16 protein-coding genes and 1 pseudogene are annotated in these 16,714 nt (G+C 57.7%); 6 read left to right on the top strand and 11 right to left on the bottom strand.

What is annotated here, in order from left to right; translation table 11 throughout:
• The first annotated feature begins 769 nt into the window (after nt 1-769).
• Nucleotides 770-1,201 carry a universal stress protein gene (locus MFP24_RS03985; RefSeq protein WP_136166171.1) on the top strand — a complete coding sequence of 144 codons (432 nt, stop codon included), beginning with the start codon at nt 770-772 and terminating at the stop codon, nt 1,199-1,201.
• 64 nt (nt 1,202-1,265) lie between these two features.
• On the opposite strand, the gene MFP24_RS03980 is transcribed toward MFP24_RS03985, so the two are convergent.
• The 3 genes from MFP24_RS03980 to MFP24_RS03970 form a co-directional block, all read right to left on the bottom strand.
• On the bottom strand, nt 1,266-2,459 hold the full coding sequence (locus MFP24_RS03980) for an amino acid aminotransferase (protein ID WP_249229146.1): 1,194 nt from the start codon (nt 2,457-2,459) through the stop codon (nt 1,266-1,268).
• A gap of 62 nt (nt 2,460-2,521) precedes the next feature.
• The gene (locus tag MFP24_RS03975; protein ID WP_249229147.1) at nt 2,522-3,136 is read right to left on the bottom strand and encodes a YitT family protein; all 615 of its coding nucleotides are present in this window, start codon (nt 3,134-3,136) and stop codon (nt 2,522-2,524) included.
• Between the two features lie 247 nt (nt 3,137-3,383).
• Nucleotides 3,384-3,863, bottom strand: coding sequence for an Lrp/AsnC family transcriptional regulator (locus MFP24_RS03970; protein ID WP_249229148.1), 480 nt, complete (start codon nt 3,861-3,863; stop codon nt 3,384-3,386).
• A gap of 204 nt (nt 3,864-4,067) precedes the next feature.
• Between MFP24_RS03970 and MFP24_RS03965 the strand changes: the two genes are divergently transcribed.
• The gene (locus tag MFP24_RS03965; protein WP_249229149.1) at nt 4,068-4,832 is read left to right on the top strand and encodes a transporter substrate-binding domain-containing protein; all 765 of its coding nucleotides are present in this window, start codon (nt 4,068-4,070) and stop codon (nt 4,830-4,832) included.
• Nucleotides 4,833-4,875: 43 nt separating this feature from the next.
• Here the strand turns inward: MFP24_RS03965 and alr are convergent, their stop codons facing one another.
• Entirely contained in the window at nt 4,876-5,955 is a 1,080-nt protein-coding gene (gene alr / locus MFP24_RS03960) for an alanine racemase (RefSeq protein ID WP_249229150.1), read from the bottom strand.
• A gap of 34 nt (nt 5,956-5,989) precedes the next feature.
• Entirely contained in the window at nt 5,990-7,396 is a 1,407-nt protein-coding gene (dnaB, locus tag MFP24_RS03955; RefSeq protein WP_009111509.1) for a replicative DNA helicase, read from the bottom strand.
• Nucleotides 7,397-7,501: 105 nt separating this feature from the next.
• On the opposite strand from dnaB, the gene MFP24_RS03950 reads away from it, so the two are divergent.
• Nucleotides 7,502-8,491 (top strand): quinone oxidoreductase, encoded by a 990-nt coding sequence (locus MFP24_RS03950; protein ID WP_249229151.1) that lies wholly within the window; start codon nt 7,502-7,504, stop codon nt 8,489-8,491.
• Between the two features lie 323 nt (nt 8,492-8,814).
• Here the strand turns inward: MFP24_RS03950 and pspG are convergent, their stop codons facing one another.
• From pspG to MFP24_RS03920, 5 genes and pseudogenes are all read right to left on the bottom strand, one after another.
• Nucleotides 8,815-9,036: an envelope stress response protein PspG gene (pspG, locus tag MFP24_RS03945; RefSeq protein ID WP_249229152.1), complete on the bottom strand. Its 222-nt coding sequence runs from the start codon at nt 9,034-9,036 to the stop codon at nt 8,815-8,817.
• 217 nt (nt 9,037-9,253) lie between these two features.
• Nucleotides 9,254-10,294: a tRNA dihydrouridine(20/20a) synthase DusA gene (gene dusA, locus MFP24_RS03940; protein ID WP_249229153.1), complete on the bottom strand. Its 1,041-nt coding sequence runs from the start codon at nt 10,292-10,294 to the stop codon at nt 9,254-9,256.
• 255 nt (nt 10,295-10,549) lie between these two features.
• Nucleotides 10,550-10,834 (bottom strand): HigA family addiction module antitoxin, encoded by a 285-nt coding sequence (locus MFP24_RS03930; protein WP_249229154.1) that lies wholly within the window; start codon nt 10,832-10,834, stop codon nt 10,550-10,552.
• Nucleotides 10,834-10,920 (bottom strand): annotated as a pseudogene (locus MFP24_RS03925) (type II toxin-antitoxin system RelE/ParE family toxin); the annotation flags it as partial. The pseudogene MFP24_RS03925 and the gene MFP24_RS03930, both read right to left, overlap by 1 nt.
• A 137-nt stretch (nt 10,921-11,057) precedes the next feature.
• Nucleotides 11,058-11,981 (bottom strand): LysR family transcriptional regulator, encoded by a 924-nt coding sequence (locus tag MFP24_RS03920; protein ID WP_249229155.1) that lies wholly within the window; start codon nt 11,979-11,981, stop codon nt 11,058-11,060.
• Between the two features lie 136 nt (nt 11,982-12,117).
• On the opposite strand from MFP24_RS03920, the gene lysA reads away from it, so the two are divergent.
• Both lysA and MFP24_RS03910 read left to right on the top strand, forming a co-directional pair.
• Complete coding sequence (gene lysA, locus MFP24_RS03915) at nt 12,118-13,380, top strand: diaminopimelate decarboxylase (RefSeq protein ID WP_249229156.1); 1,263 nt, start codon at nt 12,118-12,120, stop codon at nt 13,378-13,380.
• 63 nt (nt 13,381-13,443) lie between these two features.
• Nucleotides 13,444-13,809 (top strand): ArsR/SmtB family transcription factor, encoded by a 366-nt coding sequence (locus MFP24_RS03910; RefSeq protein WP_249229157.1) that lies wholly within the window; start codon nt 13,444-13,446, stop codon nt 13,807-13,809.
• Nucleotides 13,810-14,097: 288 nt separating this feature from the next.
• Here MFP24_RS03910 and MFP24_RS03905 read toward each other — a convergent pair whose 3' ends face one another.
• Nucleotides 14,098-14,979 carry a LysR family transcriptional regulator gene (locus tag MFP24_RS03905; protein WP_249229158.1) on the bottom strand — a complete coding sequence of 294 codons (882 nt, stop codon included), beginning with the start codon at nt 14,977-14,979 and terminating at the stop codon, nt 14,098-14,100.
• 119 nt (nt 14,980-15,098) lie between these two features.
• Here MFP24_RS03905 and MFP24_RS03900 point away from each other — a divergent pair, with 119 nt between their 5' ends.
• Nucleotides 15,099-16,625 (top strand): MFS transporter, encoded by a 1,527-nt coding sequence (locus tag MFP24_RS03900; protein WP_249229159.1) that lies wholly within the window; start codon nt 15,099-15,101, stop codon nt 16,623-16,625.
• Nucleotides 16,626-16,714: the final 89 nt, after the last annotated feature.

The raw sequence follows: 16,714 nt of genomic DNA, 5'->3' as shown, positions 1-16,714 counted from the left end.
GCGCAGGGAAAGAACGGGAAGCTAATCGTGGGGGCGGTGATGAGAAAGCTGGTGCACTGGGCGTGGGGCGTGCTGAAATCAGGGCAAGCGTTCGATGTGGAAAAAACGCTGGCGAAAGGCTGATGGTGGTAGAGGAAGCTTCCTCTACGGGGGGTGGAAAAAGCGGAGAGAAGTCTTCACTGCTGGCGCTGCGTTGCCAGAGATGCCCGCCTGCGCGGGCATGACGGAGGGGTAGGCATGGTGAATAAAGTGTCTTGACCGCTGACGTTCAACACAGTATCTGCGTAGGCAGGAATCTTCCTGATATCAACGCATTAGCTGAAAGCAGATCCCCGCCTGCGCGGGGATGACTATGGCGGAGTGGGTTTGTCAGTAACCTTAATCAACTACTGTTGATTGGCAACGGTTCACTGCCGTACAGGCAGCTTAGAAATACATCCAGCGCGAGGCTACAGTGGCCGAGGCGTTCACTGCCGTACAGGCAGCTTAGAAATTGCTACATACGCAGGAACCGGCTTTCCTTCCGTTCACTGCCGTACAGGCAGCTCAGAAAAAAAGACTTCCCCGCAAAAACTTCTTCATGAGGTTCACTGCCACACAGGCAGCCCACAAAAGTCAGCAGCGTTGCCGGGCTCCTCTGGCGATAGCGGTTTTCTTGCGCGCAACAACGCGCGTGATTACTGCCCCGCCCGGCGCGGTTTTTTTGTCTATTGCCTTCCATCGGGAGTAAAGTTGCATTATTGGCATTAATTTTCGTCAGGAGGGCAGGATGTATCAGTCAGTTTTATTACCGGTGGACGTCAGCGAACCGGAGTTAACGGAAAAATCGTTGCAGCAGGCCAGGTTTCTGGTGGAAAAAACGTCGGCCAGCCTGCGGCTGCTGTATGTGATATCCACGGTGCCGGACTATATTCTGAACCGGTTTAATCCGCAAACGCATCAGTTTGAAGACACGCTGGCAACGGATATCAAGCAACAGCTGAAAGCTATCGCCGATAAGCTGGCGCTGCCGGAGGAGCGGCTTTCAATCAGCGTTCGTATGGGATCGATTTATGATGAAATTCTGAAAGAGGCCGAGGAGGTCAACGCCGACCTGATTGTCATTGGTTCGCGGCGACCGAGCGTGACCACTTATCTGCTGGGTTCCAACGCTTCCGCTATCGTGCGCTACGCCAAAACCTCCGTGCTGGTGGCGCGCTAGTCAGCCATCTCCGTTCTGTTATAGCGCAGGGATAAGAGCCGCCGGACGGCGGCTCCCCGGTCGCTTATTGAATGGCGGCGAAAGCCGCGGCGACGCGCTGAACGTTGCCGTGGTTCAGGCCCGCGATGCACATACGGCCGCTGGCGATCAGATAGACGCCGAACTCTTCGCGCAGGCGATCGACCTGGGCCGGGCTGAAGCCGGTATAGCTGAACATGCCGCGCTGGGTCAGCAGATAGTCAAAATTGCGCTGCGGCAACGCTTCTTTCAACGCCGCGACCAGCGTCTGGCGCATTGCCAAAATACGCGTGCGCATCTCTTCCACTTCGGCCTGCCAGCCGGCATTCAGCGCCGGGTCGTTCAATACTTTGGATACCACCTGGGCGCCAAAATTCGGCGGTGACGAATAGTTGCGGCGTACGGTGGCTTTTAGCTGGCCCAGCACGCGCAGCGCGGTTTCCTCATTTTCGCACACCACCGAAAGGCCGCCGACGCGCTCGCCGTACAGTGAGAATATTTTCGAGAACGAGTTGGCGATCAGCGCCGGAATACCCGCGCCGGCAACGGCGCGAATCGCATAGGCATCTTGCGCGATGCCGGCGCCGAAGCCCTGATAGGCGATGTCCATAAACGGGATCAGTTCGCGGCTTATCAACACCTCGATAACGCGATCCCATTGCTCGTTGGTCAGGTCGGAACCGGTCGGGTTATGGCAGCACGGATGCAGCAGCACGATGCTTTGCGCCGGTAGCTGTTGCAGGACGGCGAGCATCGCGTCGAATTTTACCCCCAGCCTATCGGCGTCAAAGTAAGGGTAGGTATGCACCTTGAAACCCGCCCCGGAGAAAATGGCGATGTGATTTTCCCAGGTCGGATCGCTGACCCACACTTCCGAGTGCGGAAAGTAGCGTTTCAGAAAGTCGGCGCCGACTTTCAGCGCGCCCGAACCGCCGAGCGTCTGAATGGTGGCAATGCGGTTGGCGGTCAACGCCGGATGATTTTTGTCAAACAGCAGGTGCTGAATGGCGGTACGGTAAGACGGCAACCCTTCCATCGGCAGGTAGGAGTTTGCCTGCTTGGGCAATTGTTGCAGTTCGTCTTGCGCGGCGCTGACGGCACGAAGCTGCGGAATAATGTTCTGTTCGTTGTAGTAAAGCCCGATACTCAAATTCACCTTGTCCGCGCGCGGATCCTGTTTGAATTTTTCCATCAGCGACAGGATGGGATCGCCGGCGTAGGCATCAACGTTTTGAAACACGGTGTAACTCTCCTAAATCTATGGGGTATCGGGCAACGGTTGTCTCGGCATCGCTCAGACAGTCAGACCGCGTAGCGGCCGGGGCGATGGTTCATCGCGATAATCAGGTTCAGAATAATCGCGCCCAGAATGGAGGCGATCAGCATCGGTATGCTTACCACGAACAGGGAAGTCAGCACAATCACAATATCCACCCCCATCTGAAATTTTCCCGCGCGCAGACGGTATTTGTCTTGCAGGTAGAGCGCCAGTATGTTTACGCCGCCCAGGCTGGCCTTATGGCGGAACAGCACGATAAACCCCAGCCCCATAATCAGGTTGCCGAACAGCGTCGCGTAGAACGGGTTCAGCCGATCGAAGTGAATAAATAGCGAATGCAGATCGGAAAATAGCGACACCAGCGCCACGGCGCAGAAGGTTTTTATGGTGAATTTCCACCCCATCCGGCGGATGGCCAGATAATAGAACGGCAGGTTGAGCAGGAAAAACGCCGTACCGAAGGAGACGTGGGTCAGGTAGTGCAGTAAAAAAGCCATACCCGCGGTGCCGCCGGTAAGGGCGCCGGCCTGACGTAGCAGAATAATGCCGAAAGAGACCATCAGCGTGCCGATCAGGATCGCCAGGACATCTTCCAGCGGGGTGTGCGACAGTTTTTCAGTAGCGATAACGTTGTCCATGATGGCGGCTCAATACGTAGTCAATAACCGTGGATATTAAGCAAAAATTGCACCAGATAACCCGCTGGCGGGCCTTATACGGAAGGGCGACGCCAGGGGAAGGGGATAACTTATTGAATCATAAATATGAAAAATATGCACAGATAATGCATTGGTTGGCTTCTTGGCGTCTATGTTGTGCGTTTTTTAACTATCTTATGCGTGTTTCAGTGATTATTTGCACCAATAAAAGGCGGAGTGCCCCATCTCAGGGCAACGGCGGCGCTTCGGGCGTCATCAGGCCATTTTCCTTCAGCCGGTTAAGCACCACCGAGGTTTTCAGATGCGCCACGCTTTTGTTCTGTGACAGGATCTGGCTGATCAATGCGCTCAATCCCGGCAGATCCGCCACCGCCACTTTCAGCAGATAGTCGGCATCGCCGGTGGTTTTATAGGCGTCGATAATGGCGTCGACTTCCCCCAGCATCTGGTGGAATTTTTCGACGTATTCCGCGGTGTGGTTAATCAGCCTGACCTCGATCAGCCCCAGGCACTCCAGGCCAACGGCGTTGGGGGAGAGGCGGGCGTGATAGCCAAGAATAAGCTGGGCCTGCTCCAGCGCGATACGGCGCCGGGAGCATTGGGAGGCGGAAAGCCCGACCAGTTCACTCAGCTCCTGGTTGGTCAGACGGGCATTGGCCTGCAATAGCGTCAGTATTTTCAGATCAAAGTCATCAATGTTGTACATGGCTCTCTCTACGCGGCGCGGGAAAATAATCTCCCAGACTACCAGTTTTTTATCCCGCGTTGTCTATGGGTTTTTTATCGCCGGCGTCCCGGCAACGGCGGAAACCCGCCGGGCGGAACGCGGTTCGCCGCGCTGTCGGCGCGTCTCATTTGTGTATACTGCTGCTTTTGCCAACCGTCTATTTTTACTTATGGGGAAAACGTAATGATCAAATGGTGTCCGTTTGCTTTGCTATTAATCGCCGGAGGCGTAAGCGCGCAGTCTCATCTGGATAAGGTTCAGCAACAGGGCGTGCTGAACGTGTGCACCACCGGGGACTACAAGCCCTATACCTATCGACACGCCGACGGGCGCTACGAGGGAATTGATATCTCGATGGCCGAGTCGCTGGCGCAAAGCCTGAGCGTGAAGGTTAACTGGGTGAACACCACCTGGAAAACGCTGATGCCGGACTTACAGGCCGGTAAGTGCGATATCGCCATGGGCGGCATCTCCGTGACGCTGGCGCGGCAAAAGGCGGCGTTCTTTACCACGAGGCTGGACGTGGATGGAAAAATCCCGCTGGCGCGCTGTGAGAATAAAGGTAAATACCAAACCATTGAACAGCTTAATCGGCCTTCCGTGCGTCTGATCGAGCCGGCTGGCGGCACCAATGAAGCCTTCGCGCATAAATATTTGCCGCAGGCGACGTTGATACTGCAAGACAACGTGACCATCTTTCAGCAGTTGGTGGATAACAAAGCGGATGTGATGATAACCGAAGCGTCGGAAGCCTTATTCCAGCAGAAACATTACCCGGCGCTATGCGCGATTAACCCCGACAAGCCGTTGCAGTACGGAGAAAAGGCCTATATGTTGCCGCGCGATGACATCACCTGGAAGCAGTACGTCGACCAGTGGCTGCATTTGAGCAAAGCCACCGGTGAATACCACAAAATCGTAGGGGAATGGCTGGCGCTCAAGCCGTAATCATCCGCTAAAAGGCAGGCCATCATCGATGGCCTGCCTTTGGCTATTCGTCGCTATATTCCAGCCGGGTGCGCTGCGTCAGGCGGGTAATAAGCTCATAGGCGCTGATCCCCGTATGTGCGGCGATTTTTTCCACCGGCAGCGCCTCACCCCACAGGATCACCTCGTCGCCCACGCGGTCCTGCGCATCCGGCCCCAGGTCGACGGTAATCATATCCATTGCCACGCGCCCGGCGAGCGGGACTTCACGGCCGTTCACCCGCACCGGCGTGCCGGCCGGCGCGCTGCGCGGGTAGCCGTCGCCGTAGCCGATGGCCACCACCCCCAGCCGGGTATCGCGCTTACTGGTCCAGATGCCGCCGTAGCCAACGGGTTCTCCCGCTTTGTGCTCGCGCACGGCAATCAGCTGCGAGGTCAGGGTCATGGCGGGCTGGAAACCAAAATGGGCGGCGTCTGCGGTTTCCAGCGGCGAGACGCCGTACAGGATGATGCCCGGCCGCACCTGATCGCGGTGCGACTGCGGCCACAGCAGAATACCGCCGGAGGCGGCGATGGATCGCGCGCCAGGTTTATCGGCGACAAAAGCGTCAAAGCAGTCGAGCTGGCGTACGGTGGTATCCGCCTGCGGCTCATCGGCGCGGCAAAAATGGCTCATAACGTTCACCGGTTGCACCACATTGCGGCATTGCGCCAGCCGTCGGTAGAAGGCTTCGGCGTGTTCCGGCAGCACGCCGAGGCGATGCATTCCGGTATCGAGCTTCATCCACACGCGAACGGGCTGCGGCAGCGTCGCCTGTTCCAGCGCGGCGAGCTGTTCCGGGCTGTGAACGGCGGTTTCCAATTGATGCTCGGCCACCAGCGGGAGTTCGTCGGCGGAGAAAAAACCCTCCAGCAGCAGGATGGGTTTGTCGATGCCCGCCGCGCGCAGCTGCAGCGCTTCTGAAAGCCGGGCGACGCCGTAGCAGTCGGCGTCGCAAAAGGCGCGAGCCGCTTCAATGATGTCGTGGCCGTAGGCATTGGCTTTCACGACCGCAACCAGGCGGCTTTGCGGGGCCAGTTGGCGGATCCGTTGCAGATTGTGACGCAGCGCGCGGCGATTAATGACGGCGGTTGCCGTTTTCATTCTTTAGTCCTTAACGCACTATGCTCGCTGTGCGTTATTCGTCATCGTATTGTGGGCCGGCGTAATTATCAAAGCGCGACCACTGCCCGTTAAAGGTCAAACGAACGGAACCGATCGGGCCGTTACGCTGTTTCCCCAAAATAATTTCGGCGATGCCTTTCATGTCGCTGTTTTCATGATAAACCTCATCACGATAGATAAACATAATCAGGTCGGCGTCCTGCTCGATGGAGCCGGATTCTCGCAGGTCGGAGTTAACCGGCCGTTTATCCGCCCGCTGCTCCAGACTACGGTTAAGCTGGGACAGCGCGACGACAGGGACTTGCAATTCTTTTGCCAATGCTTTGAGCGAACGGGAAATTTCGGCGATTTCCAGCGTACGGTTATCGGACAGGGACGGAACGCGCATCAATTGAAGGTAGTCGATCATAATCAGGCTCAGGCCGTCATGTTCGCGAAATACCCGGCGGGCGCGGGATCGAACTTCGGTTGGCGTCAGGCCGGAGGAGTCATCGATGTACATATTGCGTTTTTCCAGCAGGATCCCCATGGTGCTGGAAATGCGCGCCCAGTCCTCATCGTCCAGTTGGCCGGTACGGATACGGGTTTGATCCACGCGCGACAGCGACGCCAGCATACGCATCATGATCTGATTGCCGGGCATTTCCAGACTGAAGATCAGCACCGGTTTATCCTGGGTCATCGCCGCGTGTTCGCACAGGTTCATCGCAAAGGTGGTTTTACCCATCGACGGACGCGCCGCCACGATAATCAGGTCGGATTTTTGCAGGCCGGCGGTCTTTTTGTTGAGATCCTGATAGCCGGTATCCACGCCGGTAACGCCGTCGTGCGGTTTCTGATAAAGCTGTTCGATACGGGCGACGGTATCTTCCAGGATACGGTCGATACTTTTCGGGCCTTCATCTTTGCTGGCGCGGTTTTCGGCAATCTGAAAGACGCGGGACTCCGCCAGATCGAGCAGATCTTCACTGCTGCGCCCCTGTGGATCGTACCCGGCGTCGGCAATTTCATTGGCGACGGAAATCATTTCGCGCACCACGGCGCGTTCGCGCACGATATCGGCATAGGCGCCGATATTGGCCGCGCTGGGGGTGTTTTTCGCCAGCTCGGCCAGATAGGCAAAACCGCCCGCCGATTCCAGCGCACCCTGTTGTTCAAGGGATTCGGACAGGGTGATCAGGTCTATCGGCCGGCTCATTTCCAGCAGGCGCTGCATTTCGGTGAAAATCAGACGGTGGGCGCGATTATAGAAATCGTTGGCGACAACGCGTTCGGCGACGTTATCCCAGCGCTCATTATCGAGCATCAGGCCACCCAATACCGATTGTTCCGCTTCCAGCGAATGCGGCGGAAGCTTCAGACCTTCCATCTGGCGGTCTCGGGGTTCATTCGATTTATTGGTCGGTCTTTTTTCTGCCATGAAACGAGTTCTTTTACCGGTTGATTTGCCATTGGTTAAGAGGGCATTGTATATCTGAAAGCGACGAATAACACACTTCTAATACGCACAAAGAGAGGAAGCGATATGGCAAAACGCATTCAGTTCAGAGCCTACGGCGGCCCTGAGGTTCTGCAATATGTTGATTTCACGCCCGCCGAGCCCGCAGCGGGCGAGGTTCAGGTAGAAAACCGCGCCATCGGCATCAATTTCATCGACACTTACGTGCGCAGCGGCCTGTATCCGGTTCCCGATCTGCCTGCCGGGCTGGGAACGGAAGCGGCGGGGGTGGTGGCGAAAGTCGGCGCGGGCGTGCGGCATCTGCAGGTCGGCGACCGGGTGGTTTATGCGCAGTCGACGCTGGGATCGTATAGCGAGGTGCATAACGTGGCGGAAGAGCGAGTGGCGCTGCTGCCGGACAGCATCAGCTTTGAGCAGGCGGCGGCATCGTTCCTGAAAGGGCTCACGGTTTACTACCTGTTCCATCAGACTTATGCTCTCAAACCGAATGAGATCTTTTTATTCCATGCCGCCGCGGGCGGCGTCGGGCTGATTGCCAGCCAGTGGGCGAAAGCGCTGGGCGCCAAACTGATCGGCACGGTGGGGTCCGATGAAAAAGCGCAGCGGGCAAAACAGGCGGGCGCCTGGGAAACCATTAATTACCGCACCGAAAATATCGCCGGGCGGGTCGCCGAACTGACCGGCGGCGAAAAGGTGGCCGTGGTGTACGATTCGGTGGGGAAAGATACCTGGGAACCTTCGCTGGACAGCCTGCGCCGTCGCGGATTAATGGTCAGCTTCGGCAATGCGTCCGGGCCGGTAACCGGGGTTAATCTGGGGCTGCTGAATCAGAAAGGGTCGCTGTACGTTACCCGCCCGTCGTTAAACGGGTATATCACCAATCGCGCCGAACTGGAACAGGCCGGCAATGCGCTGTTCTCCCTGCTGGCCAGCGGCGCCATCAAGGTGGACGTTCCGGCCGACCAGACCTTTGCGCTGGCGGACGCGCAGTCGGCGCACCGGGCGCTGGAAAGCCGCGGCACGCAGGGTTCCAGCCTGTTGATCCCCGGACGATAATCCATTTTCCCGCTGCAAAACAAAAGGCCTCCCTTGCGGGAGGCCCTTGCCATAACGCTTATTTCATCAAACTGTATGTAGGGTACAGCGGGCGTCGTTATATAAGGTGCCACTGCCTGCGTGACGGTTGTTTTCTGACGCTGATGAAATCTTGTTGTTTGCTGCTTTTGCCCGCTCAAGGGCCGGACTGCAAAGCCGCCAACAAATTGTGGCGACATCCTAGCAGCCGCAAAAGGGGAAAAATATCTGCTGGCGCACAATTTTGCATAAAAGCCGCAGCGGGATGCCTTTACCCAAGGCTGCGATGGGTTATCCGCGATCGATTACCGATAATAACGCAGCGGTTTTTGTTGGAAATGACGCCATATCCACACCGCCGCGACGGCCAGCAACAGCCAGGGCAGCACTTTGATGGCCATCACGAACAGCCCGCCGATCAGCATAAAAAAGGCGGCGACAAACAGGGCGGCGATAACCCCCAACAATGACACTCCGGTCACCATCAGCATGATAAAAAAACCAATAACGAAGAAAATTTCCAACATGGCGCGCTCCTGTTGCGGCTGAATGTGCTGTACACGAGATTAATCCTGATGTATCGGCAGCCGTGGCGTGATTGTCGTCGGTTGCCGCATCAAAGTCATGCCATAGGGTATAACAAGAATCGTGCCAGGTTGTGTCGCTGGTAACTTACTGATTTATCAGCAACACATAAAGAAGGGCGCGTGCGCTGTTAGTCAAAAAGACTAACTATTGGTCTTTTCAGCGCGCGGAGTGGTTAACCAGCGCCAGCGCTCGTTCGACGACGGCGGCATCCGCCCCCGGCTTGTGCGCGTTTTCACTCAGGTAGCGCCGCCACTGACGCGCGCCGGTCACGCCCTGAAACAGGCCCAGCATATGACGGGTGATATGGCCCAGCGCCGCGCCATGGGATAATTCGCGCTCGATATAGGGATACATGGCCTGGACCGCCGCGACGAGATCCGGGCTGGCGGCCGGCACGCCGAACAGTTCAGCATCCACCTGCGCCAGGATGCCGGGGTTGTGGTAGGCTTCGCGCCCCATCATCACGCCGTCCAGATGCTGCAGGTGGATTTTTGCTTCTTCCAGCGTTTTGACGCCGCCGTTAATGGCGATGGTCAGCGCCGGAAAGTCGCGTTTCAATTGATAAACCCGCGGGTAATCCAACGGCGGAATTTCGCGGTTCTCTTTCGGGCTCAGGCCGGAGAGCCAGGCTTTGCGCGCATGCACGATAAAGGTGTCGCAGCCGCCGCGCTCGGCAACGGTGTGGATAAAGTCGCACAGAAATTCATAGCTGTCGCGATCGTCGATGCCGATGCGGGTTTTCACCGTCACCGGGATGGCGACCCGGTCTTTCATCGCCCTGACGCAGTCGGCCACCAGCGCGGCTTCCGCCATCAGACAGGCGCCGAAACGGCCGTTTTGCACCCGATCGGACGGACAGCCGACATTCAGGTTCACCTCGTCATAGCCGCGCTGTTCCGCCAGCCGCGCGCAGTGCGCCAGCGCCTCGGGATCGCTGCCCCCCAGTTGAAGCGCCAGCGGATGCTCTTCTTCGCTGTAGGCGAGATAATCCCCTTTGCCGTGAATAATGGCGCCGGTGGTGACCATCTCGGTATACAGCAGGCTCTGGCGGGTCAACTGCCGGAGAAAATAGCGGCAATGGCGATCCGTCCAGTCGAGCATCGGCGCAACGGAGAAGCGGTGGGGGCGGTATTTCTGCGGGTTTTCAGTGTTTATGCTTGTTTTTGCTGATTTTTCCGTGGCTATATTTTCGTGCATTTTTATCATTTTTGCGTATTTACGCTTTGTCAGCACCCCATATTTATGGGGACCTTAAAAGCGAAAAAATTAATATGGCATACTATAGCATAGAGATGGGTTAGCGCGCCGATGACACCATGCGCTACCGCTGTACTGTAGGCGTGAAAGAAAAGGGTAAATACGTTTATCGTGAAAATAAAAGATTCGGCAAACAGGTAAAAGAAATTTTAGTGCATTCTGTCATTACATGAAGGCTACAGTAGTGGCCTCATATCATGCAGCAACAAGTTTGTGCAAGGTTGACGTGTCAACGTTCTGCTGAGCTACCCAAAGACTGTAATTGCCCTGAAGGTTTAGCCAAAACTTCGCCGAACTACCCAGAACGGTGGATAGCCTCACAGCCATTTCAGGACTGATAGCGGCATTGCATGCAACAAGACGTTGCACGGTCGAAGGCGCGACATCGAGCGCCCTGGCTAGTTCTCTGATGCCTACGCCCAATTCTTCCAGGGTTTCGGCAATGATTTCCCCCGGATGCGGGGGGTTATGCATAGTCATCAGTGGTAATCCTCATAATTAACGATATAGGCATTCCCATCGATAAATTCAAATGTAATGCGCCAGTTCCCTGTAACGGTTATGGATCATTGCCCTTTTTTTTCCGGTTATTAATAGCTTTCCCGTTCCCGCGCCATACGAAATATTATATCGGTTGTTGCGCGTTGCGCAACGCTTGTTTATATATTAACTAACATGGAGCAGTAGGCTTTCCGCATTACGACTAAGGCCGCAACACCTGCCGCAGGCGCTCGGGCACGCTTTGCGCGTACCGTTTCAGCTCGGCGATAAAGGTCTCCACCAGCGCCGAGGCCGGGCGGTGCAGCGGACGAATCAGACTGACGGTAAAAGGGACATCGATACTGAACGCGCGCGCCACCACGCCGGAAGAGGCGTAGTCCAGCGCGGTCAGCGGATTAACAATCGAAAGGCCCACGCCGGCGCGCACCATCGCGCACACCGATGCCGCGCTGTGGGTTTCCAGCACCATTTGGCGAGCGACGCCTTCCTCCTGAAACAACTTATCCAACAATTGACGATAGCTATCGGCGCTCGACAGGCTGATAAAAGGTTGAGCGGCGAAATCGGCCGGGGTGAGCACGTTTTTAGCCGCCAGAGGATGGCGGGCCGGCAGCACGCACACTTCATTTAGCATCATCAGGGTCTGACGTTCGGTCCCGGCCGGGGTGACGCTGTTTTCGGTCAGCCCCAGATCGTGGCGCTGGGCGGAGAGCCACTCCTCCAGCAGCGGCGACTCCTGCGGAATAATGTGCAGATTAAGCGACGGATAGCGGCTCAGCAGCGGTTTACAGACTTCCGGCAGCAGCGATTGGGAAAATACCGGCAGACAGGCGACCGATAGCTGCCCCTGCTGAAAACGGCGGATATCGCCTGCGGCGTTGATGATTCGCTCCAGCCCGTAATAGGAGCGCTGTACTTCTTCAAATAGCTGTAGGCCCTGCGCGGTGGGGTAAAGCCGTCCGCGCTGGCGTTCGAACAGCGTCATCTGAATCAGTTTTTCAAACCGCGCCAGTTCGCGGCTCACCGTCGGCTGCGAGGTGTTCAGCAGCGCGGCGGCCTCCGTCAGATTGCCGGTGGTCATTACCGCGTGGAAAATCTCAATATGTCTCAGTGATACGGCCGCCATCGTGGATCCTGTTTGAGTCACCTGGTATATCAAAAATGAATAGAGTAAGCATATATGGATATTTTATTACCATATAGGCCATCGGCATAATACAAACATTCGCTAAATGGTCATTTTTTTGTTTCAGGGAAACGTTATGCCGCACGATTTGAATGACGCCACGCACGCGCTGAATGCGCAAAGCCTGCGCGAACTGCCGGCCCGCTTCGGCTGCCCGGTGTGGGCGTATGATGCGCAAACCATCATCGAGCGTATCGTCAGGCTGCGCCGCTTCGATACCATTCGCTTTGCGCAGAAAGCCTGTTCCAATACGCATATTCTGCGTCTGATGCATCAGCAGGGCGTCAAGGTGGATTCGGTATCGCTGGGGGAAATTGAGCGCGCGCTGGTGGCGGGGTTTGTGCCGGGCACCGACGATCGTGAGATCGTCTTTACCGCCGACCTGCTGGATCGTCCGACATTACAGCGGGTGACGGAGCTGAAGATCCCGGTCAACGCGGGGTCGGTGGATATGCTGGAACAGCTGGGCCGCCAGTCGCCGGGGCATGCGGTGTGGCTGCGGGTCAACCCCGGTTTCGGCCACGGCCACAGCCAGAAAACCAATACCGGCGGCGAGAACAGCAAACACGGCATCTGGTACGGCGATCTGCCGCAGGCGCTGGCGCAGATCCGGCGTTACCAACTGAAGCTGGTGGGCATACATATGCATATCGGTTCCGGCGTGGATTACGGCCATCTGGAGCAGGTGTGCGACGCCATGGTGCAACAGGTGATTACCCTGGGCCACGATATTGAGGCGATCTCGGCCGGCGGCGGCTTATCCATTCCCTACCGCGACGGCGAAGAATCCATTAATACCGAACATTACTACGGGCTGTGGAATGCCGCCCGCGAGAAAATCGCCGCCCATCTGGGGCATCCGGTGACGCTGGAAATCGAGCCGGGACGCTTTCTGGTGGCCGAATCCGGCGTGCTGGTGGCGGAAGTGCGCGCGGTGAAGGACATGGGCGGCCGTCACTTCGTGCTGGTGGACGCCGGTTTCAACGATCTGATGCGTCCGGCGATGTACGGCAGCTATCACCATATATCCCTGCTGCCGGGCGACGACCGCAATATCGGCCAGGCGCCGCTGCGCGACAGCGTGATTGCCGGGCCGCTATGCGAATCCGGCGATGTCTTTACCCAGCAGGCGGGAGGCGGCGTGGAAACCATCGCGCTGCCGCAGGCGCAGGTGGGGGATTATCTGGTGTTCCACGATACCGGCGCTTACGGGGCGTCCATGTCCTCCAACTACAATAGTCGCCCGCTGCTGCCGGAAGTGTTGTTCGAACAGGGAAAGCCGCGGCTGATCCGCCGCCGCCAGACGCTGGAAGAGCTGCTGGCGCTGGAATTGGTTTAAAAACGCTGTGCCCTCAACCGGGGAGTGTTTGACACTCCTCGTACTATTGGATACCGTGCTGGAATGATTGCCAACCACCCCGATCGCGACCAGATTCGCCTGGAAAATGTGCTTACCGCGCTAGGTAACCCGCTACGCCTCGCCGTACTGCGGGTGCTGGCCGACGGCGGCGAATACTCCTGCGGCTCGGTGCTGCGGGGTATCTCGAAGTCAACCCTGACTCACCACTGGCGGGTGCTGCGCGACAGCGGCGTAATTTGGCAGCGGCCCTACGGGCGCGAGAATCTGCTGTCGCTGCGCCGCGAGGATCTGGACGCGCGCTTTCCCGGCCTGCTCGATGCCCTGCTGGGCGCGGTCGAGTACGATCCCGCCACCGCCGCGGCGACGGCGAAAAACCCGCCGCCATCCCAGACCGACGACCCTCGGTAACCCTCTACCTTTACCTAATGCGGTAGCACGATTTTGCCGTCGGATCGCGGCGATGGCGGTCGGCCGTCAGGGGTATTACATTACCCGGCATAATTTTACAGTTGGTTGCATTTAGAGCAGAACTCTTTCGATTCTGTGCTGGTGTACCCGGCGCGCTATCTCTAGAGTATCAAGTCCCAGAGGTATTGATTGGTGATAAATCGATGTGCTCTGTACATTGAACCATTTGATTACACCAACCTACGCGGATGCGTAGGTTTTTTTTGCCTTTAATTTAAGCTGGATTCATCAACCCAGCACCTGCTTTTCGCTCAGGAAATCAATAAATACCCGCACTTTCGGCAGCATATGACGGCTGCTCGGCCAGACGACGGAGAATTTTCCCGCGTCTTTCAGATAGGGCGCCAGAACCGATACTAGTTCCCCGGATGCCAGATAGTCCCGCACGATAAACTCCGGCACATAGGCAATGCCCAGCCCTTGCAGCGCCGCCTGCAATAGCGATTCCAGATTGTTGCTGCTGAGCGCCAGCGGTAATGCCACCGGCGAGGCATCGTCGATATCCCACTCTTGCCATTGGCCGTTATTGGGAAAGCGGTAACGCAGGCAGGCGTGATGTTGCAGCGCTTGCGGGGTCTGCGGCGGCGGTCGGCCGGCAAAATAGGCCGGACTGCCGACAATGACGAAACGAAACGGCCCCAGCCGGCGCGACATCATTTGCGAACTGATTAGCTCGCCGCTGCGGATCGCAATATCAAAGCCCTCATTAATCATATCCACCATGCGGTCGCTGAAATCGAGATCCAGTTCCACCTCGGGGTAACGTTGCCGGAATTCAGGCAAATGAGGCAGCAGCATGCGATAGCCAATCGCCGGGGCGGTGATGCGCAATTTGCCGCGCGGCACGGCGGAGATCCGCACCAGCTCCTGCTCGGCCTCCTCCAGTTGCGTCACGATATGCTGGCAGCGCTCGAAGAATAGCTGACCTTCATCGGTCAGGCTGATGCGCCGGGTACTGCGATTGAACAAACGCACGTTGAGTTTTTCTTCCAGCCGCGCCACGCTTTTACCGACCGCCGATGCGGAAATGCCTATCCGTTCTGCGGCGGCGACAAAGCTCTGGCTCTGCGCCGCGCGCACAAACGCCACTAATCCGTTGAGACTATCCATCGCACTATCTCCCGCCTATTCGAGCGCTTTAGTCCGTAATGAGCGGACGTGAAGCCTATTTTTGTTTAATTAAAGACATTTTATCATTTTTAGCACGAATTACTTTTCTGGGGAAAGCGATGAAGTCTTTATCTATCCGCGCGGCGGGCAGTCTCCGCGTGCTGTTCACCGTGTGTCTGGCGTCGGTGATCCTGCCGCTCAACTTTGTCGGCGGCGCGGTGGCGACATCGGCCATCGCCCATGAGCTGGGGGGCGGCGCTCAGGCGCTGAGCTGGATCACCAACGCCTTTATGCTCAGTTTCGGCTGTACCCTGATGGCGGCCGGCGCGCTGGCGGATGAATTCGGCCGGAAGAAGGTGTTTATCGGCGGGGTGGCGCTGTTCGCGCTGTTTTCTTTATTGCAGGCGCTCAGCGGCAGCCTGATCGGGATTAACCTGTTGCGCGCGGCGCAGGGCGTTGCCGCCGCCGCGGCATTGGCCGGGGGCTCCGCGGCGCTGGCTCAGGAGTTTACGGGGCACGCGCGGACTCGGGCTTTCAGCCTGCTCGGCAGCAGCTTTGGCATCGGCCTGGCGTTCGGGCCGTTTCTTGCCGGGACGCTGATCGCCCATTGGGGCTGGCGCTCGGTGTTTTTTTCCATCGCCGCCGTCGCCCTGCTTTCCCTGCTGACCGGCACGTCAAAAATGCGTGAAACGCGCAACCCGCAGGCAACGGGCATCGACTGGCCGGGAACGCTGTCGTTTACCGCCATGTTGGCGCTGCTGACCTGGGCGCTGATGGCTATTCCGCAATACGGTCTGCGCAGCGCGCCGGTACTGTCGCTGTTGGCGAGCGTGGCGCTGTTGCTGGCGGTGTTTATCCGCGTGGAGCTGCGGGTGGCGCACCCGATGCTTGAGCTGTCGCTGTTTCGCTTCCCGCGTTTTATCGGCGTACAGGCGCTGCCGCTGGCCACCGGTTTTTGCTTTGTGGTGCTGCTGGTGCTGCTGCCGATGTTGTTTATCGGCGTGGTCGGTTTGAGCGAAGCGCGCGCCGGGCTGATGATGATGGCGCTATCGCTGCCCATGCTGATCGTTCCGCTGCTGGCGGGATGGCTAACGCGCTGGATAGCGCCGGGGAAACTGTGCACCGCCGGGCTGGTGATTGCCGCCGGCGGTCTTGGCTGGCTGAGCCAGGCGGTGCTGGCGCAGGACGTGCCGGGGATGATTGCGCCGATGCTGGTGATTGGCATCGGCACCGGGCTGCCGTGGGGACTGATGGACGGACTGTCGATCGGCGTCGTGCCGATTGAACGGGCGGGGATGGCGAGCGGCATTTTCAGCACCACGCGGGTGGCCGGTGAAGGACTGGCGCTGGCGACGGTCGGGGCGATGCTCGCCGCGTTTATCCATAGGGCGCTGCTGGCCTCCGACGCCGCCGGAAATGTCGGCGAGGCGGCGCAGCGGCTGGCAACGGGAGACCTGTCGCGGGCGCAGGGTCTTCTGCCGCACTCCAGCGCGACGCAGCTTCAGCAACTTTATGCCGCCTCGTTTCATCCGTTGCTGCTATGGCTGATGGCGATCACGCTGCTTTCCGCGCTGGCGGTTTTTTTCGCCCTGCGACGTGGAGAAGCGCACCCGGATAGGCCCGCTGCGCAGAGGGAACGGGGATAAATAGCGTATTGTCTTCTACTATACTGGGCTATACCCGTCATACTTCAAGCTGCAGATGCGTTGGCTGCGTTCAGTCACCCGAATCACTT

Source organism: Brenneria tiliae (genome assembly GCF_023347575.1).
Classification (GTDB): domain Bacteria; phylum Pseudomonadota; class Gammaproteobacteria; order Enterobacterales; family Enterobacteriaceae; genus Brenneria; species Brenneria corticis.
Note: the sequence above shows the minus strand (reverse complement) of the source record. Positions and strands in the feature narration are given on the sequence as shown.